Here is a 22,236-nt window from a genome sequence, read left to right as displayed (position 1 = left end):
AACCTAAGCGCGGCGGTATAACTGGTCGCCGACGATCTGCTGCGGTTCGTGGCTGCGCTTGAGGGCGACCTTGATGATCTCGTCGTAGGCCGCCTTCATCCCGAACAGCTTCAGCTCGCCCATGGTGGCGAGGATCTGCTGACGTTCCATCACGGGGCTCTCCTCAGGCTGTCGTAGCGGGCACAGTCGGCGACCGGCTCGTGGCGCAGCCGCAGGCTCTCGGGCGTCAGCAGCGGGACGGGCGCGGGCGGCTCCCGCTGGCGGGCCAGGATGTTGAGCACCACGTCGGCCGAGTGCACGCCCTCGCGCAGTGCCTCGGCGCAGGCCGCTTCGACCACGGACAGGCCGTCGCCGAGCACGGCGGTGAGGATCTCGACCATCTGGCGGTCACCGTCGGCGCTGCCGGCGAGCTTGCGGCGGATCCGTTCGAGGGCGGCGGGCAGGACCCAGTCCTTGAACGGTGCGCCGTTGCGCAGCGCGCCGGGCTTGCGGGCGAGCACGGGGACGTAGTGCCAGGGGTCGAACACCGTCTGGCCGCGGCTGAAGGCCCGCGGGTGCTCGGCGACGATGCGTCCGTCCTGGCGGATCTCGATGCGCTCGGCATAGGCGCGCACCTCGACCGGGCGACCGATGGCCGAGGCCATGACCGAGTACTTGTTGTTGTCGAAGCGCACCAGGCAGGTCGAGGACACGGCTGCCGGCACGGCGTGGAAGCCGTCGAAGCGTCCGGCGTAGGGGACCAGGGCTCCCCGTTCGGCTTCGAAGGCCTGCCAGATCGTCAGGTCGCGCTGCTCGGGATGCGGGTGGGCCTTGGCGTAGGCGACGACCCCGTCGAGCAGCAGGGCATTGAGCTCGTCGTAGCTTCTCACTCGGACGCGCGGGGTGAACAGGCGCTCGCGTACCAGCCCGACCTGGTTCTCGACCTGCCCCTTCTCCCAGCCTGACGCGGGCGTGCAGGCCACGGGCTCAACGAGGTAGTGCGAGCACATCTGCAGGAAGCGGCGGTTGTAGGCGCGCTCGCGCCCGACGAAGATCGTCTCGACCGCGGTCTTCATGTTGTCGTAGATGCCCCGCTGGCAGGTGCCGCGGAAGAAGGCGAACGCTCGGTCGTGGGCGTCGAAGACCATCTCCTGGCTCTCGCGCGGATAGGCCCGCACGAACAGCATGCGCGAGTGGCAGAGCCGGACGTGGGCGACCTTGACCGTCGTGGTGACGCCGGCGATCAGCACGATCTCGTGGCTCCAGTCGAACTGGTAGGCCTCACCCGGGGCGAAGGCGAGTGGCACGAAGGCGGGAGCCGTCACGCTGGCCTGCTGGCGCTTCCACGCCTAAGCGTAGCGGCGGACGGCATCATAGCCGCCCTCGTAGCCGAGCCCCCGCAGCGCCTCGAAGATCCGGGTCAGCGTCAGCCGCTCCCGCGCCGGCTTCCCCGTATTGGCTGCCAGCATCCGGTCGAGCTCGTCGCGCCAGGGCCCGAGCTTGGGTGCAGGCTGGACGCTGCGGGTGTAGCGGAAGGCAGTTGCCTCCGAGCGGATCACCTTCCTGACGACCTTGCGGGAGAGCATCAGCTCCCGGCAGATCTGCTTGATCGGCTTATGCTGCACGAAGTACGCGCGGCGGATCTTCGCGACCGTCTCCACGACCAACATCCTCCGCGAGCCTCCCGTTCCGAGTGCGGGAGGCAGTCTGGATGAAGTATCCTGGGGGTCCCGTTTGGACGCCGATCACCCCGGAAACGGGGTCCTTATTCCACGCCTAATCACAGGTGATGCGCATCCGCTTCTCCAGTGCGGACTGCAAGCCCTGCGCGCTCAAGGAGAACTGTACGCGCTCCCCGCGCCGGTTGCTCACGCCGCGTCGGCGCGAGGAACATGCGGCGCTGGAGGCCGCGCGGGCGCGAGAAGCCGATGAGACCTTCGCCGAGCAGTACCGCTGGCGGGCGGGCATCGAAGGGACACTGTCGCTGGGCGTGCGGGCCCTGCATCTGCGGCGGGCTCGCTACCTCGGGCTGACCAAGGTCCACCTCCAGCATGTGCTGACCGCCGCCGCCCTCAACATCGGCCGGATCGCCGATTGGCTGGCGGGTGAGACCGTCGCGTCGACCCGGCGATCGCCCTTCGCTCGCCTCATCAGTCAAGCTGCCTGAGCCGCGGCATTCGCCAGCAGTATCAGAAACGGGGCAATCCCAGATCTGCCCGGCCCTGCCGGTCATCGTGGTGGACCACACCCAGCTACACCACGCCCTAGTGCATTGACGCATTCAGAAGATTCACATGAGGGCTGAGCCATGCGAGTCTGAGGCATGGCTCAGACTGTCTGTGTGACCCCCAGCGCCGCCGACCTGGCGTACCTGTCCGCCATCGTCGCCGATCGGGCACGGCCTCTCAAGCACATCCAGCGCGCCCGCATCGTCCTGCTCTCGGCCGAACGCCTCTCCGTCCTCGACGTCGCCCAGCAGGCGGGCGTCAGCCGGCCGGCCGTCTGGCGCTGGCAACAGCGCTACGCCGAGGAAGGCGTCGAGGGCCTCTTGCGCGACAAGACCCGTCCGCCCGGCAAGCCGCCTCACGCCACCGACACCGTCGCCGAGGTGCTGGCGCTGACCTGCTCCGAGCCGCCCGGCGAAGTCACCCACTGGACCGGCCGCGCCCTGGCGCAGGCCGTCGGGATCTCCCTGCGGTCGGTCCAGCGCATCTGGGATGCCCATCGCCTCCAGCCGCATCGGGTGCGCAGCTTCAAACGCTCGAACGATCCGGCCTTCGCCGAGAAGGTCGAGGACATCGTCGGGCTTTACATGGATCCGCCGCGCCACGCCGTCGTGCTCTCCCTCGACGAGAAGAGCCAGATCCAGGCTCTCGAGCGCACCCGCCCGAGCAGGCCTGTCACGCCAGGTCGCCCCGAGACACAGACCCACGACTACATCCGCCACGGCACCACGACGCTGTTTGCCGCGCTCGACGTGCTGGAGGGCACCGTGATCGGGCGATGCATGCAGCGTCACCGCCACGACGAGTTCCTGCGCTTCCTCAACACGATCGAGGCGGCGGTGCCAGCCGGCAAACTGATCCACGTGATCCTGGACAACTACGCCACCCACAAGCACCCGAAGGTACGGGCCTGGCTGGCCCGGCACCCGCGCTGGGTCTTCCACTTCACCCCGACCTCGGCCTCGTGGATGAACGCCGTCGAGGGTTTCTTCTCGGCCCTGACCCGGCGCAGGCTGAAACGGGGCAGCTTCAACGGGATCGTCGACCTTCAGGCTGCGATCAACCGCTACATCGCAGAGCACAACGACAGGCCAAAGCCTTTCGTCTGGACCAAGCCAGCCGCCGCCATCCTCAATGCCGTCAACGGCAACGCTGCACCATCCGTTTGAGTCAGTGCACTAGGACACGATCAACGGCCACGTTGAAGGGCAGGTCAGCCGCGTCAAGCTGATCAAGCGCAGCATGTATCGTCGAGCCGAGTTCGACCTGCTCCGCCTGCGAATGCTGCATGCCGCGTGAGCCGAGATCCCAGAGCTTGGCTGGACAAGCACACGTCAGCACCTAAAGTGCGGATGAACCCCGTTCCGATCCCGTTTGACAGAGCGCGGGCTGCTCAGGAGTGGCGACGTGCTGGTAATCGGCGAGGCCGGTATAGTCGGTTCGTAGCAGAGGTGGAGGCGCGCGGGGCGAAGCTGGTGCTGGTGGGGGCCTCCAATATAGCGTTATACCGCCGCGCCTTCGAATGGATCCGTTCGAGAGCGCAAGGCAAGCCCGAACGGGCGTCGGCGCTGATGCGCCGGACGCCTTGGCATCGACGTGCCGATGCCAAGGCGCGAGGGTATTAGACGCGGTATCGGATACGATGCCCGATCGAGTATCGAGGTGGAGGAGGTTGGGATCGACCAAATGATATGGAAGATCGATCTACGCGATGCTCGTGCGAAGATAATGAGGGAGGGGTACCTGATTGTATTCGTGTCAAGCACCCCTCTCAGGTTCTAATTCAAGTGCATCTCTAGGATATAACGAGGCCGAACGACGAGATATATCTTAATTTAGCTGAGAAAAAAGCCGCTTCCTGAAAGCATCGACGGTAAACATTTTCTCAAAGACAGCCTGCCCACCTGCTCCGATTCTGTGGCGTAACTCGGCGTTCGTGATCAAACGCCCAAGACAATCGGCGATTTCTGAGGGTGAATTATGAACCAAGAGCAGAGCAGAAACACCGTTCTCCAAGTAGTGAGATGTTCCGGTCGTCATACTGCACACGATAGGCTTACCTAGGGCCAGAGCATCCAGCGAAACAAGAGGCAGTGTATCGTCGCGCGAGGGAACGAGGATGATGTCGGCGGTTTCCAGCTCTTCACGGTACCGCTCGTAGTGTAGCTCCGTCGACATCTCGACCTCGGGGATGTCACGCGCGATCGACTCGATGGCATCACGGAACGTGCCGTCGAGCATTCGTCCGAAGATTCGAAGGGCTGCTCGTTGGCGAACTTCCTTCGGCAGGAGCTTCATGGCGAGAACTGCGAGATCCTGGCCCTTGCGCGGCTCGAAGGAACCAAAAACCGCGATGCGCACGTCCGGTTTAAGCGTGCTTCGCCCTTCGCCCGGGTCGACTCCGTATTCGAGGACGGTAGGTTTGCAATCATACACCGCGAGGGCAGCGGCGGATTGCGGACTTCCAGCCCACAGGCCCTTCGGGCGGGTCAAGGTCGCCGGGAAATCGGCGAACCGCCGTGAGTACTCAGAGATCAGAGACGTCTCGTGCACATACCAGTACACATCCGTGAAGTTGGCAAGACCATCAACGGCTCGCCAGCACACGATAGTGTTGGCGACAACGAGGTCGTAACTCTTAGCCACGACCAAAGCATCCTCGCTGGCCTCGAGAATTAGCGGATCGATAATGACAGGGACGCCATCGCTCACGAGGCGCTCGCGGAAGGGACCATCGGTGGGAGAGATGACCGTCACGAACCGGCCCATTGCCCGGAACGCGGTCGCCATATCGTAGACGATCTTCGGGGCACCGCTCGCCGTTAGATCATGCGAGATCAGCAGGACATCACCCTGCCGAGCCAGTTCCTGCGCGGATGATTTTGCTCCCGCATGAACGGTGAATGGCTCCTGCGAGTCGAGGTAGACCAAATCACGCATCGCGGGTGGGAAGTATGGATCGCGCTCGAGATAGGATCCCCACCGCTGCATGAGGAACACGTCGGCCTTGTTTTTCTTGAACGCCTTGTTGGCCTTCTCCTCCGCATCAACGACCGCCAGTGAGACGTGGCCGATATGAAGCAACGTTGCGTGAGGAGTGTAGACGCAACTGTATCCGGCCTCCCGGACCTTGAAGCACAGATCGACGTCCGAGTGGGAAATCGGAGCGTTGATGCCGTCGAACCCGTTAATTTCGTGAAAAACGGCCGTCGGCATGCAGATCAAGGCGCCGCAGAGGAGTGACACCTCGCGTACGCATTGAGCCATGTTGAAATGGGCGCCCGTATCGGCTGGATAGGCATGGAACGCGGTGCCGACAAGTCGACGAACGCCCGTTACCATGCCAGCATGCTGGATGAGGTTGTTCTCGTAGGTTAGCTTTGGACCGACCATCCCAACGCCCGGCAATGTTAATATTTCAAGGACACATTCGATCCAATCTTTCGTGATAACTCGGACGTCATCATTGAAAAATATCACATATTCGCCTGAAGCCACTTCGGCTCCAGCATTGCACTTCGCCGAAAAATTGTAAGGCTCGTCAAACCGGGCGAAAAATACGCGATGATCCTTCGCACCTTCAAGCTCGTCGACGATACTAGAGTTGGTAACAATAATGATTTCAATGTTATAGTAGGTGCTATCATTGATGATCGAGTTTATAGTTGCAACAATGTTTTCAGTATTGTCGGACGGAACGATAATCGATACCTTGGCATCTCCGATCAAGTGAGTGCGGATAAGCCGGTTCGCGGTCGGAAGCGGAACTGCGCGGCCTCCCCAGCCGCGGCGCTCGGCCGCGTCCTGCAGGGCTGCAATGTTGCTGATCCGAGCAGTCGGCTTTCCGCCCTGCGATCCAGAACCTTCGATCATGCGCCAAGCGTAGAGATACTTGTCGACATGGACGACGCGCGGATCGCAATCGGCTACGCGCAGGGCTAGGTCGTAATCCTGCGAGAAGTCGTAAGTGGACCGGAAACCGCCAACCTCCCGAATAAGGTCAGCTTTATATAATGATAAATGCGCCGTATACATGTAGTTCAGCAGGAACAGCGGAGACCAGTCGGGCTTCGAAAAAAGTTGACTGGCTTTTTCCGCGCCGTCGATCTTGAACTCATCGCTGTAAAGCCAATCCGGCCCGTCGTTATCGACGATGGCGGTGACCATTGCCTCCAACGCATCGCAGGTTATCATGTCGTCGTTGTCGAGCAGGGCAATGTACTCGCCGGAGGCCATGGCAAGGGCATCGTTCGTCGCAGCTGAAATACCGCCATTCTCGGTGCGGAAGGCAATTTTGATGCGCGGATCGTGATTGGCGCATTGGCTGAGAAGCTCGCGGACGTGATCATTAGGCGAGCAATCGTCGACCAAGCAAAGTTCCCATCTTTGGTACGTCTGTCGTAGGACAGAATCAATCATCCGCCGCAGCCACACCTCCGCCACGTTGTAGACCGGCGTCAAGATCGAGATCAGTGGCCCGGCGATCTCCGTGGGAGCACGGGTCTCGACGAGACGCCGCTCCGCATCCCGCAACGATGCGTCACGGCGAAGGTCGATCGGCGTCGGTGCGTGAACGACGGGCCACGATGAGACGAAGGGCGACCCTTCGAGTTCTGGACCCTCTCGAAGCTGGGCCGAGACGAGGGCGCCGTTCGGTGCCGCCTGCTCTGAGAACAACGCCTCGAACCGGTATGCCGGCATGTCCGCACGGTAGCCGGCCTCCCCGGGAGCCAACGGCACGCCGCCTCCAGCGGCGATGATCCTACCGTCTGCCGCGAGATCGACGACCATCGCGTGACCGGCATCGGCGACACCCCAGATGATGCCAGCGGCCCGGCCAGGGCCGGTCGCGTGGACGGAGCCATGCATCGCCTCGAGTCCCGATCTAGATGTCAGGAACGCCGGTTTGAGGCGACCAACCGTACCGATCCGCCGGCTTTCGTCGAGCGCCAGCTGCCTCGTCGACATGGCGGGCTGCGTCGCCAGCGCCGCATTTCGGGCGGCCAGATCGGCGAAGGACGCGGGTTTGATGGTGACGCGGTGGATACGAGCCCGCCCGGCCCTGTTCGAGGGGTCAAACCGCAGACGGAGGAAATCGCCGGGCGAGGCGATGATGGCCCGCATCATACTGCCGTCGGCTAGCAGCGGAAGGACGGCGTCCTCCCTCTCCTCAAGGTAGAGGCGGGGACCGACATCTAAGCCGTCGGTCGACATCTCGACCTCGAACGCCGCGTAGGCGACGCCGTCGAGGCGGCGCTCGACCTCAAGGTGCATCTGGGGATCGTCGGAAGTGAACTCGGCGTTCCCGGTCCTGGCGTCGAGCGTCATGTCCGCCAGATGAACGATCCTTATGCCCTCGAGATGAAGACCGGTTTGCGGATAAGCCTTAGCGGCATCGTGAAGTCCCGTCAGGCGGACGCTCTCGGCGATGGCCACCTGTTCCGGCGACCCGTCGTGCGGCGGCTGATCGAAATGCTGGAGCGGCAGATCAGCTGCTTTAACCTCCCGCAACGTGACGTGCGCGATCCGGATCTTTCCAGCGGCGGCGGCAGGGTCCAAACGCAGCACGGTCAGATCGCCTGGCCGGTACAGCAGCGCGGTGAATTCCGAACCCGCGGGCTTCAAATCGACGGATGCATCCTCCATCATCGCGAGATAGAGCCGCGGCTGTACCGCCTGACCGTCGGACGACACGAAGCCGATCGTCAACGCGCCATAAGTCCAATTCGTTACGCATGGATCCTGGACGAGATGTATCTGCGGATCTTCGGTCAGGAACTCGGCCTCGCCGGTGGTCGCATTGAGCACCATGTCTCTAACGTCAATAATGCTGACGTTGGTCAAGACAAGCCCATGGCCCGCATCGGCAGGCAGCGCAGCTACATCAGTGTCGCCCGTCTGACGAACAATCATAAGAAACTCGACCTTCCTAGAACGAGCCGCGCTGCGCGTATGCCGGTAGCAGGACAGCTCATGAACAATGCAGGGATAGCAGGAGATACCGGCCTCACGCAGGTGAGAGCGGTGCTCCGTTTCGTTCGACGCCGGGGCCGGTGCGCCCTTCGGCACGCCGGCGGCGTTCTCATGATAGCCGAGGCATGCAACAGGACGACATACTGCGTCGCCTCTCCGAGCGGTCACATGCTAGCGCGCACGGCTGGCCTCAAACCCCGTTCATGCATCGATACCCGGAGACCTCCGAAGGATTGCACGCTCCGCAGCCTTGAAACCGCTCATGCACGATTGGTTGCTCCACAGATAATCCCATTCGCCGAAACGCCCAGCCAGCACGATCCCCTGCGACTCGACCCAATCACGGACGCGATTGCGGCGCTCCTCCATGCCGAGATCGAACACGACGTTAGCGTAGCGAACATGATTATGTTCTATAAAAATTATATCGTCAGATGTTGCGATACCCATTTTGGCGATTCCGTCGATAGTGTTCTGCTTCAAATCGGCGATACTCAGATTTTGAGGATTTTCGCGCGATGAGTAAATTTCGAATTGCAGCGCACTGCATCCATCTGGAACATTGAGTGGAGATTTCCAGTCGGGCGAGTAGGCCCGCGCAGCGAGAATATCCTCGTCGTAGATGTAGAACCAGAGCGCTGGCGAAACCTTCGGGCGCCTGAACCCGACCGAGATAAGATCGATCGATGTCGCGAAAAGGGTCGCGGCATCGGCCCGGATGGTGTCCGGCACGTCATCTATGATGTCGATCAGACGAGGTAAAGGCATCGTCGAGACGAGTTGCCCAAACGTCTCAGATAGGCCGTTCGCGAAGCGGATCGTCCGCTCCCCCAGGCTGATCGCCTCAACCCCATGGTCGTAGGCGATATCGGCCTCCTCGATCATCGGCCGGATGAAGGCCTCGTACCCGCCCTGCTTCGGATACCGCATTTCCTTAACGTAATAGTGGTTCGGCGTCTCGGCACTGAAAGCACCAGCCAAGACCTCCTTGAGATCCGCCTTCCGCATCCGCTGGCCGACCCAATCGGTTCCGAGGCGCTCGGCTGGGATTGTCCAGTACTTCTCCGTATAGCGGAGTGGCCAGCGTACCGCGATCGGCTCACCGTATTGCTGTACCAACCAATCCTTGTAACTGGTGATCGGACCGCTTACCGCCGATGCCAGACCTGCGATCAGCTCAGTCTTGTCGATCGCCGGAAGTGGGTACATGTTCGTCTGTACCGGGTGCTTCAGCCAGTATCCAGCATCCCAGCACCATGACTCAGGATTGTGCGTGAAGTACGGTGTCTTGTCGAACACCTCACGGACCTCGGGTTCAGACGCAAATGACAGATGAACAGCCGTGTCGAATGTGAAGCCGTCGATGATGATCGGCGCGAGGAGGCCGCCGGCCTGCCTACATGCTTCGAAGATACGCGAGCGACACCCCTTGCTGCCCAGACGGTGCGCGGCAGCAAGCCCGGCGATACCTGCGCCAATTATAGCAAATTCAACCAAAGGACGTACTCCGTGCGATACAATTCATTAAAGCAGGGCTGACGCCCGTGACTGCTGCTCCTATATGGTATCGCATAGAGCTGAACATGGGTAGCTAAAACCCATATGCCGATGCCTCATCTCTCTACCGCCTTGGCTGACGCCGGCGAACGAGTATGATGAGAGAGCAACCGAGCAACGTGCCTCAATCCGGACTGAAGGCTTGAGCCAACCGCGCCGCGACACGTCTTCGTCACATCTGGATCGCGCGAATAGCCGCAGCGAACCGCGCCGCATGGTCGCTATTCTTGCAGGCCAGCCACATATTAGTCTTTGATGAAAATTGGTGATCGAATAACTCGATGACATTACCGGGCGGGCGGGCGAGATCTGGCCATCGATACAGGCCGTAGCCCAAAGCCTGCCACAGCGCGATACCGGCGACCGCATCCCACAGCATGTAGGTGATGCAGGTGGCATCGATCCGACCTAGGGCGAGGAGCGCGGCATCGGCGACCGCGCTACTCTCGCTCCAGGGAAAGAAGCCCTGCTCGTAATCGAGTGTGTAGCGCTGAGCCGAGATCGCGAGCCAGCCGACGTGATGCGTTGGGCGGCCTGGCGGATCGAGACGCCGCAGCGCGCCGACCTGCCGTCCCGCCCGCGTCGGCGCCCAGTACGCGACGTCGTCGATGGCCGCGAGCAGCAAACCTCGCTGGTCGGCAGCACGCGGGGTCGCGAATGGGTCCGCGCGGTCGTCGAACCAGGCCGGCAGACTGAGGACGCTTACGCGCGGCCAGCCGCCACGACATGCTCCGATCATAGTCCCCCAGCTTGGCAGCCCGCTCGCATAAGGTTTGGTGCCGTCGATGGGATCAGCGACGAACGTCCAATCCTCCTCGCCGAGGAGCCGCTTCGCCGCGTCGTAGCCGATCTGATCTGCTGTCTCCTCCTCGATCAAGCGAGGGCCGAACCGGGCGTGAAGGAGGCGGCTGATCGCTAGGTCGGCCTCGGTGAGCGCCTGACCGAGGCCCGCATCCTTGTGGATCACCGACACGCCCCGTTCCCAATGATCTAACGCGAGAGCAGCTGCCTCCTCGGCGAACGACAGCAGACGATCGAGGATGCGGAAATCGGGTGATGCGGACACGCGGCCTACCTTTTGACGACCTGATCCGATGTGGATCGCCACCGGTCTAATACATTTTTCGACGACATGGAGGCTTCACCGTCGAGGAAACAATGTCGTGATACTCGCTCATCGATCGCGTCGTCGAGTTCGCCCGCCTCGCTGTCGTCTATCAGCCCGGACCCGTTCAGGGCGTAGAGCTGCTCGCGCAGGGGCGCCAGCATCGCCGGCAGCGCCCGGGCGATTGCCTCTTTCATCACGGCATAAGTCATCGGTCGGCCCCGCGATGAGGCCGCGGCAGGTCAAGCCGGGTCGCGCTCTCGCGCGCCCGGTTCCAGAACAAAGCTCCGCCGTCATCGAAAACTGAGTTCTCGATTGACAGAGGCAGCGATTTCGAGGGATGATCCGAGTTGTTCAGTGCTTGGATCGGCCCCCTCGGGGCTCCAGACCCCTTCACCCGGCAAGGTGAGGGGGTCTTGCTTTTTCAGGGTCTCACTGCTGCGCCAGGTGGTACGACTCGGGCTCAAGACGCGAGTCGCGATAACGTACACCCAGACACGGATTAACCTTCGCCGTCAAATCTCGGGGGATCAGCAACGTGCCTGTGCGGCGAGCAGGGGCCGTTGCTGGAGCGCGAGGGTGCCGCGATCAGCGCGGCGAGGATCTGTAGGGCATCTCCTGGTAGGAAGTCGTCCGCATGGGCACGGCCAACCACGCCGGCACCTCACCGATGGGCCTACGGTGGGACGTGGGCATGGCCGCGGCCGGGCTCGTGACTTGGCTGCGCGAGCGGGCGCAGAGCGGCAGTGGCGGCAGCGTTGCCACCCCCGGGCGCCTGATTCACGGACGGGATGATCATGCCCTCATCTCTGCCGTGCTGCGCCATCGACAGCGTCACTCGGAGGACGGGGAGCGGGCCGCCGCGGACATTGAGGATCAGCGCGCGCGGGCTGCCATCGATGCTCAGGGCCGGGGCGTCTGGCGAGACCCGGTCGATGCACACCGGCTGTGAAAGGCCATCGCGCCGCCAGATGTCCCCCGCGCGCGCCGCCGTGTAATCGGCGCCGCTGCCGCGCGTCAACAGGATCCTGTCGACCTGAGAGATGACGGTCGCCGTTCCGACGCGATCAACGGCAATGCTGGGCCGCCCCGGGGTAAGGCGGGGCGAAGCCTCAGCTGGTGCGTGAGATCGTCAGACGCTGCGCTGATCGAGTAGATTGAGCAGCTCTGCCGGAAGCTCGCGCCGAAGGTGACGGACGTGAAGGGCGAGAAGCGCCGTGATCGTACCGGCGTCCCTGATCTCGCCAGACAAGGCCATCTGAACAGCGGTCCCAAACGGTAGTCGCCTGACCCAGATCACCTCCTGCTCGTCGAGGTTCTGTTCCTTACATTCAAGCTGCCAAGCCACAAATGAGCGTTCTCGATGTGTGGTCAGTGACCCGGACGGAACAATATCGAGCAGTTCCATCCAGGAGGACGCGGATCGACCGACTTCCTCTTCAAGTTCGCGGGCGGCGCAGGCTCGTGCGTCTTCGTCAGGCTCCTGCCCGCCAGCGGGCAGTTCCCAGCTAAAATACGACGCCGCATACCGGAACTGCCCCACCAAGAATGTGTAACCAGCAGCGTCGACTGGCAAAATGCGAAGACCGACGTTCTTGAAGCGAACGATACCGTAACGCGTGTGTCTGCCTGCTGGGTTGATAACACTGTCATCTTCCACGGCAAAGAAATCGTCTTCGTATCGACGCTCAGTGCCAAGCTTGACCCATGGATTATCGTCTTCGCCCATCTGCCAATCCGCTCTCGTGGCAAGCTAGTGTGCTCGCGCGTCTTCTTGTACAACTGGCTCACCCCGCTTTGAGATCCGGGCCGCCAACGTTATAGTGTGGTGTTACCGGTAACGTTGCTGGTGAGCCGGGCATTGCCGTTCGTAACGGTTGAGAACAGTAGAGCACCTGATCCACAGTGCAAATTACATACGATTGGATATGGTATAGATTTGATGAGCATGAAGAAGATGTATAGGTGTTAAGTGGAATGATTGGCCGTATAGCTGACAGGAGATCACTTAATAAGCTCCTAAGAGCGCCTAATAGAACCGCTTGATCTGGCGGAGGGTGCTGAGACTGGCTTGGAGGAACGTGAAGGCCTCGTAGATGTCGGCGTGTCGTTCGTAGCGGACGGGCAAGCGCCGGGCGTGGTTGAACCAGGTATGGCTGCGCTCGACTACCCAGCGATGCCCTTCAAGCCGGTCACTTCTCTCGACGCCGCGTCGGGCAATCCGCGGCCTGATCCCGCGTGCCCGGCACTCCTGCCGCCGCACGCGGGCATCGTAGGCCTTGCCGGCGTGCAGCTTGCCAGGGCGCCGGCGCGGGCGTCCCCGCCGCCCGCTGCGCACAGGCGGGATCGCGTCCAGCGTCGGGGCCATCAGCGGGCTGTCGTGACAATTGGCGCCGGTCAGAACGAGGCCGAGCGCCGTGCCGCGCGCGTCGGTGACGAGGTGGCGCTTGGTGCCCGCCTTGCCCTGATCCGTCGGGTTCGCGCCGGTGGCAGACCCCCTTTATGGATGGCCCGCCCCTCACTGGGCTGCACTGCTAGGCTTGCAGGGTGGCCGAGATGAGGGATGGCGCGGAACGATGACGATCGCGGTGCTGGGGATCGATCTGGGCAAGAACAGCTGCAGCCTCGTCGGCCTGGACGCGGCCGGGCGAGTCGTGCTGCGCCGCCGGATGCGACGCGAGACGGTGATCGCCTTCGGGGCGAAGTTGCCGGGGTGCGTCGTGGCGATGGAGGCATGCTGCGGTGCGCACCACATGGGCCGAGCCCTGGTGAAGCAGGGACACACGGTTCGCCTGATGTTGCCGGAATATGTGCGCCCGTACGTCAAGGCGCAGAAGAACGACGACCGCGACGCCGAAGCCATCGCCGAGGCGGCCACCCGCCCAACGACGCGGTTCGTGGCGCTCAAGTCCGAGGCGCAGCTCGACGTCCAGACCTTGCACCGGGTCCGTGACCAGCTCGTGGGCGAGCGCACGGCGCTGATGAAACAGGTCCGCGCTATGCTTCTGGAGCGCGGCCATGTCGTCGCGCAGGGGCGGGCTAAGCTGGCCGCCCATCTGACCGAGTTACTCGACACGCACACGGGCTCCTCGCTCACAGCGCGCATGCGCACCCTCGTAGCGGAGGTGCACGAGCGCTGGCAGGGTCTCGACCGGCGCATCGCCGTGAACCGCTCCGGGTTTGTCGGAGGCTGTTTGTCTTGGGTCAGGCGGCCAGGGCTTGGTCACCGACGTTGGCATGATAGCGCGCTTCGGCCTCGGCGGGAGGGACGTGGCCGATTGGCGCGAGGAGGCGACGGTGGTTGTACCAGTCGACCCACTCCAAGGTGGCGTACTCGACGGCCTCGAAGGAGCGCCACGGGCCACGCCGGTGGATGACCTCCGCCTTGAACAGGCCGTTGATCGTCTCCGCCAAGGCGTTGTCGTAAGAGTCGCCGACGCTGCCGACCGACGGTTCGATCCCCGCTCCCGCCAAGCGCTCGGTGTACCGTAGAGCCAAGTATTGCGAGCCGCGGTCCGAGTGATGCACCAGTCCGCTGCCCTGGACGGGACGACGCTCGTGCAGGGCTTGCTCCAGGGCATCCAGCACGAAGCCTGCATGGGCACGACGTGATGCTCGCCAGCCAACGATGCGCCGGGCGAACACATCGATGACGAACGCCACATAGACGAAGCCCGACCACGTCGCTACGTAGGTGAGGTCGCTGACCCACAAGGCATTCGGTCGGGGACCCTTGAAGTGGCGGTTGACCCGATCAAGCGGACAGGCAGTGGTCGGGTCGGGGATCGTGGTGCGAACGGTCCTGCCACGCACCACCCCCGCCAAGCCCAATCGGCGCATCAGCCGCGCCACCGTGCATCGAGCGGCCACGATCCCTTCCCGGGCCAGTTGCCGCCAGATCTTGCGTACACCGTAGACGCAGAAGTTCACCTCGAACACGCGCTGGATCTCGATCATCAACGCGGCGTCGCTGCGAGCACGAGCCGGTTGCTTGTCCGGATCGGCGCGCCGGGCGGCATGCGCGTAGTAGGTCGACGGGGCAATCGGCAGCACCCTGCAGATCGGCTCGACCCCGTAGACCTCCCGATGATCGTCGATGAAGCTGATCATGGCCGAGACCGGCGGTTGAGCTCCGCCATGGCAAAATACGCTGACGCCTTCCGCAGGATCTCGTTAGCTTGGCGCAGCTCACGGTTTTCTCGCTCGAGTGCTTTGATCCGTTCGCGTTCGTCCGTCGTCTGGCCAGGGCGCACACCCTGGTCACGCTCGGACTGACGCACCCAGTTCCGTAGCGTCTCGCCCGAGCAGCCGATCTTGGCCGCGATCGACTGGATCGCCGACCACTGCGAGCCGTGCTCGCCCTCATGGTCGCGCATCATCCGCACCGCGCGCTCACGCACCTCGGGGGAAAACGGGGCTGTTCGCTTCGTCATGGCTCCATCCTCTCAGAAGTTGGAGCATCCAGGAAACCCGGGGCAGTTCACCCTGATGCAGCGCCGCCACACACCGGCCGCCTGTCAGTCGCGCAGCTGGCGCGCGCAGCTCATGTCGCAGCCGCACGTCATCTCGGCCGGCAGCATTTGCCAGGAGACGCCCGAGCGCAGTACGAACAGGATGCCGGTCAGGGCGGCGCGATCGTCCAGCCGAGGGCGAACAGCCTTGGGGCGAGGCGGGCGCGGCGGCAGAAGTGGGGCGATCGCAGCCCAGAGATCGTCAGGGAGAAGTGGGCGAGCCATACCAACCCAACTCCCGACCAACCCAATCGCGCCGTTTTGGTAGGCGCTCTTAATCTCGGACTTGTAGCCCGCTACAGAAGTTATCTAGGTAGGTTACAAGGGTTCACATCAATTTTGCATGTTGTCCTGTCAACAATGTCCAGATATTTTTGATGGCCACAATTCGTGCAACGAAGTATGGCAACAGGCACATTATAGAGGTATATCAACATATCGCTTGCGGTCGTGCGGCTATCGCTGCTACTGCGAGGAACAAGCGTTAGGAGGCATATGCATGCAAGTTCCAGTTGTGATTTTGGCTGGCGGCCTCGGCACCCGGTTGAGAGAGGAGACCGAGACGAGGCCAAAACCCATGGTCGAGGTGGGAGGTCATCCGCTGTTGTGGCATATTATGCAGATATATTCTGCTCATGGATTTAAAGAGTTCATCATATGTCTTGGATATAAGGGAGATTATATTAAGGATTATTTCCTTAATTACCGAGCGCGTCAAGGAAGTATGTCGATCGATCTCGCGACGGGAAAGTTCGAAATGCATGATCCCAGCGTCGGTGAAAGCTGGAAAGTCCATCTTCTTGAAACCGGTCAGGATACGATGACGGGCGGACGCATCAAGCGAGCTGCTCAATTCTTGGGACGTCGCCGGTTCATGGCAACCTACGGTGATGGTGTCTCAAATATCGATGTGCGCGCACTTCTCGCCTTCCACGAGTCACAGGGACGGGCGGCCACCATCAGCGCGGTCCGTCCAACTTCTCGCTTCGGCGCTTTGTCCTTGGAGGGCGATCGGATCCAGTCCTTCGATGAGAAACCCCTCATGGGCGAGGGCTGGATCAATGGCGGCTTCATGGTCTTCGAGCCGGAGATCGTCAACCGCATCGAGGGCGACTCCACGATCCTCGAGCGTGGGCCTTTGGAGTCGCTCGCAGCGGAAGGCCAGTTGTCGGCCTACAAGCACGATCATTTCTGGCAGTGCATGGATACCGTGCGCGACCTCACGTTCCTGCGGGAGCAGTGGGATAGCGGTGTCAGTCCCTGGAAAATCTGGTAGTCGCTCCCATGCAGTTCTTTGAAGGCATCTATCGCGACCGACGCATCTTGGTGACCGGTCATACAGGGTTCAAGGGCAGCTGGCTCACGGCCTGGCTCGCGAGCCTCGGCGCGGACGTGTGCGGCTATTCCGACCGTGTGCCGACGACCCCCTCGTTACACGAAGCGCTTGGTCACCGCGAGTCGATGAGGAACGAGGTCGGAGATATCCGCGATCGGGCGCGTCTGTCGCAGGTTATCAATACATTCAAGCCCGACTTTATCTTCCACTTGGCGGCACAAGCCATCGTCTCGACCTCATACGCTCAACCTCTTGAGACTATCGGCGTCAACGTCCTCGGCACAGCCACGGTCCTCGATATCCTTCGAGAGACGGAGCATCCCTGCACCTGCATCGTCATTACAAGCGACAAGGCCTACGACAACGTCGAGTGGTTGTGGGGATATCGTGAGACCGACCGTCTCGGTGGAAAAGACGTCTACAGCGGTTCCAAGGGTGCGGCGGAACTCGTCTTCAATTCATACTATCACTCCTTCTTCAATCGGCCGCAGATGCCGGTTCGGCTAGCGAGCGCGCGCGCCGGCAACGTGATCGGCGGCGGTGACTGGGCCCAGGACCGTATCGTCGCCGACTGCATCCGCGCTTGGTCCAAGGGCGACCACGTGTCGATCCGCAGCCCGCGGGCGACACGTCCGTGGCAGCACGTCCTCGAACCGCTGAGCGGCTATCTCAATCTCGGAGCGCGCCTATCGCTCGACCCCACCCTGAACGGCGAGAGCTTCAACTTCGGACCGAAGGGCGAGCAGAACGCAACCGTCCTGGCGCTGCTAGCCGAACTTGCATCGGTGTGGGGCTTCGAGAACCCGGCCGATGCCTACCGGGTAGTTAACGATATTCCGTTCCACGAGGCCAGCCTTCTCAAACTGAACATCGACAAGGCTCTTGGCATCCTGCGCTGGCAACCGACACTCTCGTACGACGAGTGCGTCGGCATGACCGGCAGCTGGTACCGGGAGGTCGTCAAGAACGGAGCCGATGCCCGGACGGTGACCAGCGACCACATCGACCGGTATCAGCACCTGGCCCGGCAGCGGCAGCACGCCTGGACTGTCTAAGAGCGGTGCCTGCCGGCTGCCGGGGACCGGGACCCACGCCTGGGTGTCGGCCGATCATCCGGTGCGGCGCTGGCTTGGCCAAAGATACCGGGACATCAGCGCGTGAGGGCATCGGCACGATCGCGCTCGGGATGCCGGAGGTTCTGCGATGCCATCCGCCGCCGCGCCCTATAGCGTTGCGACACGTCCGTTTCAGAAGGTTTTAGTGGATCAAACGATGACAACGCCCGTCATTCTGACCCCTCTTCGGCGCATCCCCACTCCGGGCGGCGACGTGCGTCACGCTCTGAAACGGAGTGATCCCGGCTTCTCGGATTTCGGTGAAGCTTATTTTTCCACCGTTGACCAAGGAACCGTTAAGGGCTGGAAGCGACATCGGCGCATGACGCTAAACCTTGTCGTCGTTGTCGGCGAGATACGGTTTGTCGTCCATGACGGCGCCGGCGACATCTTCACGGTCAATCTTACGCCATCCCGGCCCGACGACTACGCCCGACTGACCGTTCCACCATCCCTGTGGGTGGCGTTCGGTGGCGTCGGCCGCGGCCTCAATATGCTGCTTAACGTCGCCGATATCGAGCACGATCCGACGGAGAGCGAGGTGCAGCCGATGAATGCCTGGACCTGGTCCTGGTCCTGATCGGTACGGCACCGATCGAACTCAGCTAGCCCGCCGTTTCGGGTCTCTGCTCCCAAAGATCCTCTCTCCGTCGATGAAGTCCGTCAAAGAGGTGCTGAGTGATGACGAGCCGCCGCATCCTAATCACTGGCGCACGAGGCTATCTCGGCGGCCGCCTGGTGCGACATTTGGTTTCAACCGGTCACACAGTGGTCGGAACTAGCCGCGCGGCCACGTCCACTCCCGCCGCATGGCCGGCGGAGGCTCGCCTCCTGCAGCTCGATCCGCTCGGCGAGGCGGCAGATGCGCGCGAGATCTTGCGCGAGGTAGATTGCGTCATCCATCTGGCCGCAGCCAATGAGTGGCGCAGTATTGCCGATCCAGATGCTGCGCTGATCGAGACCGGATCAGGCACGCGCCGGATGCTGGAGGCAGCGATCGCAGCGAACGTTCGCCGTTTCGTCTTCCTGTCGACGGTCCACGTCTACGGGGCCCCTCTGGACGGCGTGCTGTCCGAGGACCGGTTACCGCAGCCAAGCCATCCCTACGCGATCACGCATCTCGCCGCGGAGGCCTTTGTGTCCGCGGCGGATGTTGCCGGCCGCATCGAAGGCGTGAATGTTAGACTCTCCAACGGCATCGGCGCTCCCGCCTGGATGAATGTCGACCGCTGGACCCTGGTCGGAAACGATCTCGCCCGCCAGGCGGTCGAGACAGGCGAGATCGTCGTGCGGTCACCTGACCAGTGGCGTGATTTCATCCCTCTCGCCGACGTCTGCACCGGTCTCGAGATGCTGAGCGTCACGGCGCCGCACACACGCGCACAAACCGTCTTCAACCTGGCCGCCGGTGTCGCAATGCAGGTCGGCACCATCGCCCAGCGGACTGCATCCCTCGCCCGGGAGGTGACCGGACGCCCCGTTTCGGTGCGCGGAGCCTTCCAGGCCGCCGATCCCGCAACCGCCTCCTTCCGCATCCCGATCGACCGGATGAAGGCCTTCGGCTACGTCCCATCCGGTAGCGACGTACTCGACCGCGAGATCGCCGAGACTATCACACTCATCCAAGACCGCCAGCGTTGACGACCTCGACGAAGCATCCGCCCACAAAATTCTCACAGCTTTGTAATTTGGAGTAAGACATGAAAGTTCTCTGTGTTCTAGCCCAGCGGAACGAAGTAGCATGTCTAGAACCTTGGGTTCGGTACCATTCGTATATGGTCGGGATCGAAAATATCCACATCATCGACAACGCGTCGGACATGCCTGAAGTTGTCGAGAAAATAGCGGAGTACGAGCGTCTCGGTATTCACGTGACGCGGATCCCGCCCAATACCGATCTTGCACTGCGCGGTTCATACACGGCCCAAGTCATCCAGGAAATTGAAGCGGACAACAGTTACGACTTCGTATTTCCAATGGATTGTGACGAATTTCTGTGTGTCCTCGACCCTGCAGGAAATCCGTCATGCGACCGTAGGCTCATCTTCAACTATCTTCGTGGCCTCTCGTCGCAGGAGGGCGTATTTCGGATCAAGGCTGGTCTTGAGAATATCAACAAAGTGCAAGAACGTTTTATATGGCGTGATCACTACGTCAAAGTTTTCTTTAGCGGTCGACAATGTCTCAATCTAGATATCGGCTATCATGTCGGATTTCCTAAGAACGGAGCGCCAGTTATTCATACGGATATATTCTATCTGCACATGCAGGTGCGTCCGTACAACATGTTCAGGTATCTCGCCCGGCAAAAATTGGCCCCATTCGTCGACCCCGACGACTGCGAGGCATTGAAGGTTCACGAGGGCGCAAATCACCACTTAACACATCTTTATTTAAAAACAGAAGAAGAATACGATCAATTTCTTGAGGAAAAGCGCCAGGCCGAACAAGTGTGCGAAGTAGAATTTACAAAATTTACGAATACACTCAGAATCATAGGGGTTAATCCTCAGTTTCTAGACAATTCCGCCTATATTATAAAGTAACAAAATTTTCGTAAAAATGTAATCGAAATAGATGTATTATGTAGAATAATGAATATAGTGTGTGCTTTATTTCGAGATGGTTGATTCCGGTGAGACTCAGGTATCACCCCCGACCGCCTCGACTTAAAGCGCATCCACAGTGCCGGAGAAGGCTCGCAATGAGATGGCAGGCAGGAAGGGAGCTGATGAGCGTATCGCGCACCAATACTCTTACGTTCGAGATCTGCCTGCCTCGAGGTACCCGCCTCATGAAACCCTCGTAAGCCACGGTCCGGTTCGTAGAACACCATACATGATGCAGAGGTGAGGCATGACTAGCCTGCATCGTCCTTATCTCTCGAAAAATCAGTTGGAATGAAACGATGGCCAGAAATATGCAAGGAGTCCGATGCCTCGTGATCGGGGCAGGAGGTTTCATTGGTTCAAATTTGTGTGAATTGCTTGTCCAGATGGGAGCAAAGGTCAGCGGCTATGGTCGCAGCATTCGCATTGGCGAATCGCTGAACTCAGAAGTGACGTGGTATCAGGGTCACCTATCTGATAGAGCGATGCTGCGAACGGCCATTGTAAATCAGGATATTGTTTTTCATCTGGCCGGAGAAACCATTCCTGAAAAATCAAACGGCGATGTAAATTCTGATTTTTTGACCAATACATCATCGACAATTTCGGTGCTTGAGGAGTGCCGGATGAACGGAATACGAAAAATTGTGTTCGCGTCGTCTGGCGGTACGGTTTATGGTGTATCGGAACATACACCGATTTCTGAATATTCATCTACCAATCCGATCTCGGCCTACGGCATTTCAAAAATCGTTGCCGAGAAATATCTTGAACTCTACAGGTATCAGTGGGGACTGGACTATCATGTCCTACGCATCGCCAATCCCTACGGCCCCTTCCAATCACCCTTCCGCCGCCAAGGCGTTGTGGCCAACATGATGTACAATGCCATTATTGGTAAGCCGATCGAGCTATGGGGTACAGGGAACGTTGTTCGCGATTTCGTCTATGTCGAAGATGTTACTCGAGCTTTCTGTGATGCAGCACTCTACGAGGGAACCTTCCGCGTAATGAATGTTGGATCCGGCCATGGACGTACAATCATGAGCGTCCTGGATGATATTGGACTCCTGAATGGCGTCACTCCGATCACTGTCATTCGCCGCGAGAGCCAGAAAGCGGATGTGCCAGTGAACGTGCTGGATATTTCATTAATTGGCCAAGAATTTGGTTGGCACCCGATGCAGGATTGGATGGGCGGACTGCAGATAACCGCAGACTGGATGCAGAGTGTGATCGCTCCGGTCCGCAGGTAACGCGAGCGTCACGCCATATATTTGAAAAGTACTGTTTGTGGGGTAGAATTAAGGCGCTCCTTCGCAAGACCGCGGCGCGCAGCGAGGAGGCTCTGCATCGACCCATCCAGCGCATCTTACGCTGTTTCAAGCCACGCGAGGGCCGCGGTATCATCGAAGCGACCGGATACGATGCAGGCTGAGATGAAAGCTCCACAATTTCTACCTGAATGGCAAATGCTCTGGGGGTTTTGCGCGCAAGGTCAGCGCGGAGAGCAAGCGTCTACATCGGTTCGTCCGGGTAAGTGTCAGACACTCGCCAAGCTCGCGACGCCTGCCGCTCACACAGTCGCCAAACTTGTATTCCCTACGGAGAGCCGCGGGTCGTGTCCCTTGGAGTGGTGTAGCTGACCGAGAGCGGGAGAGCCCGTCTGCGCGCCCTCCACAGCGCTGTAGCAGGCGGGATCTCTCGCGGGGGTGGCCATCGGCGGTGACGGGTTAGGATCGGGTTGTGAGCACCAACCCCGCACCCGGGAGACCCCCGATGACCGATGCCGTTATGAGCCTGCGTGTAGCCGCCGATGTGAAACT

General features: G+C 61.0%; 15 protein-coding genes, 5 pseudogenes and 1 other annotated feature. Of the genes and pseudogenes, 10 read left to right on the top strand and 10 right to left on the bottom strand.

Features of this window, described 5'->3' with window-relative positions; genetic code table 11:
• Nucleotides 1–18: 18 nt before the first annotated feature.
• A pseudogene (locus tag QR78_RS11660) lies at nucleotides 19–150 on the bottom strand (ATPase); the annotation flags it as partial.
• Between the two features lie 5 nt (nucleotides 151–155).
• A pseudogene (gene istA, locus QR78_RS11655) lies at nucleotides 156–1,649 on the bottom strand (IS21 family transposase); the annotation flags it as partial.
• Between the two features lie 119 nt (nucleotides 1,650–1,768).
• Between istA and QR78_RS11650 the strand changes: the two are divergent.
• Both QR78_RS11650 and QR78_RS11645 read left to right on the top strand, forming a co-directional pair.
• Nucleotides 1,769–2,146: a transposase gene (locus QR78_RS11650; RefSeq protein WP_048427684.1), complete on the top strand. Its 378-nt coding sequence runs from the start codon at nucleotides 1,769–1,771 to the stop codon at nucleotides 2,144–2,146.
• Between the two features lie 156 nt (nucleotides 2,147–2,302).
• Nucleotides 2,303–3,373, top strand: coding sequence for an IS630 family transposase (locus QR78_RS11645; protein ID WP_048427683.1), 1,071 nt, complete (start codon nucleotides 2,303–2,305; stop codon nucleotides 3,371–3,373).
• A gap of 661 nt (nucleotides 3,374–4,034) precedes the next feature.
• Here the strand turns inward: QR78_RS11645 and QR78_RS31910 are convergent.
• The 4 genes from QR78_RS31910 to QR78_RS11625 all read right to left on the bottom strand — a co-directional run bounded on the left by QR78_RS31910 (nucleotide 4,035) and on the right by QR78_RS11625 (nucleotide 11,051).
• The gene (locus QR78_RS31910; protein WP_125901147.1) at nucleotides 4,035–8,273 is read right to left on the bottom strand and encodes a glycosyltransferase; all 4,239 of its coding nucleotides are present in this window, start codon (nucleotides 8,271–8,273) and stop codon (nucleotides 4,035–4,037) included.
• Between the two features lie 105 nt (nucleotides 8,274–8,378).
• Entirely contained in the window at nucleotides 8,379–9,674 is a 1,296-nt protein-coding gene (locus QR78_RS11635) for a protoporphyrinogen/coproporphyrinogen oxidase (RefSeq protein ID WP_048427682.1), read from the bottom strand.
• A gap of 232 nt (nucleotides 9,675–9,906) precedes the next feature.
• The gene (locus QR78_RS11630; RefSeq protein WP_244276468.1) at nucleotides 9,907–10,842 is read right to left on the bottom strand and encodes an inositol monophosphatase family protein; all 936 of its coding nucleotides are present in this window, start codon (nucleotides 10,840–10,842) and stop codon (nucleotides 9,907–9,909) included.
• On the bottom strand, nucleotides 10,806–11,051 hold the full coding sequence (locus tag QR78_RS11625; protein ID WP_125901145.1) for a hypothetical protein: 246 nt from the start codon (nucleotides 11,049–11,051) through the stop codon (nucleotides 10,806–10,808). The genes QR78_RS11630 and QR78_RS11625 overlap by 37 nt, the downstream gene beginning before the upstream one ends.
• 425 nt (nucleotides 11,052–11,476) lie before the next feature.
• Here QR78_RS11625 and QR78_RS11620 point away from each other — a divergent pair, with 425 nt between their 5' ends.
• A complete protein-coding gene (locus QR78_RS11620) occupies nucleotides 11,477–11,791 on the top strand; it encodes a hypothetical protein (protein WP_048427679.1) in 315 nt (104 codons plus the stop codon).
• Nucleotides 11,792–11,971: 180 nt separating this feature from the next.
• Here QR78_RS11620 and QR78_RS32715 read toward each other — a convergent pair whose 3' ends face one another.
• Both QR78_RS32715 and QR78_RS11610 read right to left on the bottom strand, forming a co-directional pair.
• Nucleotides 11,972–12,568: an NUDIX domain-containing protein gene (locus tag QR78_RS32715; RefSeq protein WP_048427678.1), complete on the bottom strand. Its 597-nt coding sequence runs from the start codon at nucleotides 12,566–12,568 to the stop codon at nucleotides 11,972–11,974.
• A 300-nt stretch (nucleotides 12,569–12,868) separates the two neighbouring features.
• Nucleotides 12,869–13,339: pseudogene (locus QR78_RS11610) on the bottom strand (IS5 family transposase); the annotation flags it as partial.
• Nucleotides 13,340–13,415: 76 nt separating this feature from the next.
• Between QR78_RS11610 and QR78_RS32710 the strand changes: the two are divergent.
• A pseudogene (locus tag QR78_RS32710) lies at nucleotides 13,416–14,003 on the top strand (IS110 family RNA-guided transposase); the annotation flags it as partial.
• Nucleotides 14,004–14,043: 40 nt separating this feature from the next.
• Here the strand turns inward: QR78_RS32710 and QR78_RS11600 are convergent.
• Together QR78_RS11600 and QR78_RS11590 are read right to left on the bottom strand one after the other, a co-directional pair.
• Nucleotides 14,044–15,272 (bottom strand): IS3 family transposase gene (locus tag QR78_RS11600; protein ID WP_089504201.1). Its coding sequence is split into 2 segments (ribosomal slippage): nucleotides 14,044–14,984 and nucleotides 14,984–15,272, totalling 1,230 coding nucleotides; the frame shifts between segments, so codons are not numbered across the junction.
• Nucleotides 14,875–14,991: a sequence feature (AL1L pseudoknot), on the bottom strand. (Overlaps the previous gene by 117 nt.)
• Nucleotides 15,273–15,359: 87 nt before the next feature.
• Nucleotides 15,360–15,575, bottom strand: a pseudogene (locus QR78_RS11590) (transposase); the annotation flags it as partial.
• Between the two features lie 274 nt (nucleotides 15,576–15,849).
• Between QR78_RS11590 and rfbF the strand changes: the two are divergent.
• The 6 genes from rfbF (at nucleotide 15,850) to QR78_RS32700 (ending at nucleotide 21,666) form a co-directional block, all read left to right on the top strand.
• Entirely contained in the window at nucleotides 15,850–16,626 is a 777-nt protein-coding gene (gene rfbF, locus QR78_RS11585) for a glucose-1-phosphate cytidylyltransferase (protein WP_048427673.1), read from the top strand.
• Between the two features lie 8 nt (nucleotides 16,627–16,634).
• Nucleotides 16,635–17,741 (top strand): CDP-glucose 4,6-dehydratase, encoded by a 1,107-nt coding sequence (rfbG, locus tag QR78_RS11580; RefSeq protein WP_048427672.1) that lies wholly within the window; start codon nucleotides 16,635–16,637, stop codon nucleotides 17,739–17,741.
• A gap of 148 nt (nucleotides 17,742–17,889) precedes the next feature.
• Complete coding sequence (locus QR78_RS11575; protein WP_244276467.1) at nucleotides 17,890–18,381, top strand: dTDP-4-dehydrorhamnose 3,5-epimerase; 492 nt, start codon at nucleotides 17,890–17,892, stop codon at nucleotides 18,379–18,381.
• 101 nt (nucleotides 18,382–18,482) lie between these two features.
• Entirely contained in the window at nucleotides 18,483–19,442 is a 960-nt protein-coding gene (locus QR78_RS31900; protein WP_082171879.1) for an NAD-dependent epimerase/dehydratase family protein, read from the top strand.
• Between the two features lie 59 nt (nucleotides 19,443–19,501).
• Nucleotides 19,502–20,347, top strand: a complete 846-nt coding sequence (locus tag QR78_RS32705; protein ID WP_082171878.1) for a glycosyltransferase family 2 protein — start codon at nucleotides 19,502–19,504, stop codon at nucleotides 20,345–20,347.
• A 395-nt stretch (nucleotides 20,348–20,742) separates the two neighbouring features.
• Nucleotides 20,743–21,666 carry an NAD-dependent epimerase/dehydratase family protein gene (locus QR78_RS32700; protein ID WP_158004037.1) on the top strand — a complete coding sequence of 308 codons (924 nt, stop codon included), beginning with the start codon at nucleotides 20,743–20,745 and terminating at the stop codon, nucleotides 21,664–21,666.
• The last annotated feature ends 570 nt before the right edge of the window (nucleotides 21,667–22,236 follow it).

This window comes from Methylobacterium indicum, from assembly GCF_001043895.1.
GTDB lineage: Bacteria > Pseudomonadota > Alphaproteobacteria > Rhizobiales > Beijerinckiaceae > Methylobacterium > Methylobacterium indicum.
Note: the sequence above shows the minus strand (reverse complement) of the source record. Positions and strands in the feature narration are given on the sequence as shown.

Excerpts from the sequence above, each read along its gene's own strand:
- QR78_RS11650 (WP_048427684.1), top strand. The coding sequence starts at position 1,769 with ATGCGCATCCGCTTCTCCAGTGCGGACTGCAAGCCCTGCGCGCTCAAG.
- QR78_RS11645 (WP_048427683.1), top strand. The coding sequence starts at position 2,303 with ATGGCTCAGACTGTCTGTGTGACCCCCAGCGCCGCCGACCTGGCGTAC.
- QR78_RS11625 (WP_125901145.1), bottom strand. The coding sequence starts at position 11,051 with ATGACTTATGCCGTGATGAAAGAGGCAATCGCCCGGGCGCTGCCGGCG.
- QR78_RS11620 (WP_048427679.1), top strand. The coding sequence starts at position 11,477 with ATGGGCACGGCCAACCACGCCGGCACCTCACCGATGGGCCTACGGTGG.
- QR78_RS32715 (WP_048427678.1), bottom strand. The coding sequence starts at position 12,568 with ATGGGCGAAGACGATAATCCATGGGTCAAGCTTGGCACTGAGCGTCGA.
- rfbF (WP_048427673.1), top strand. The coding sequence starts at position 15,850 with ATGCAAGTTCCAGTTGTGATTTTGGCTGGCGGCCTCGGCACCCGGTTG.
- rfbG (WP_048427672.1), top strand. The coding sequence starts at position 16,635 with ATGCAGTTCTTTGAAGGCATCTATCGCGACCGACGCATCTTGGTGACC.
- QR78_RS11575 (WP_244276467.1), top strand. The coding sequence starts at position 17,890 with ATGCCATCCGCCGCCGCGCCCTATAGCGTTGCGACACGTCCGTTTCAG.
- QR78_RS31900 (WP_082171879.1), top strand. The coding sequence starts at position 18,483 with ATGACGAGCCGCCGCATCCTAATCACTGGCGCACGAGGCTATCTCGGC.
- QR78_RS32705 (WP_082171878.1), top strand. The coding sequence starts at position 19,502 with ATGAAAGTTCTCTGTGTTCTAGCCCAGCGGAACGAAGTAGCATGTCTA.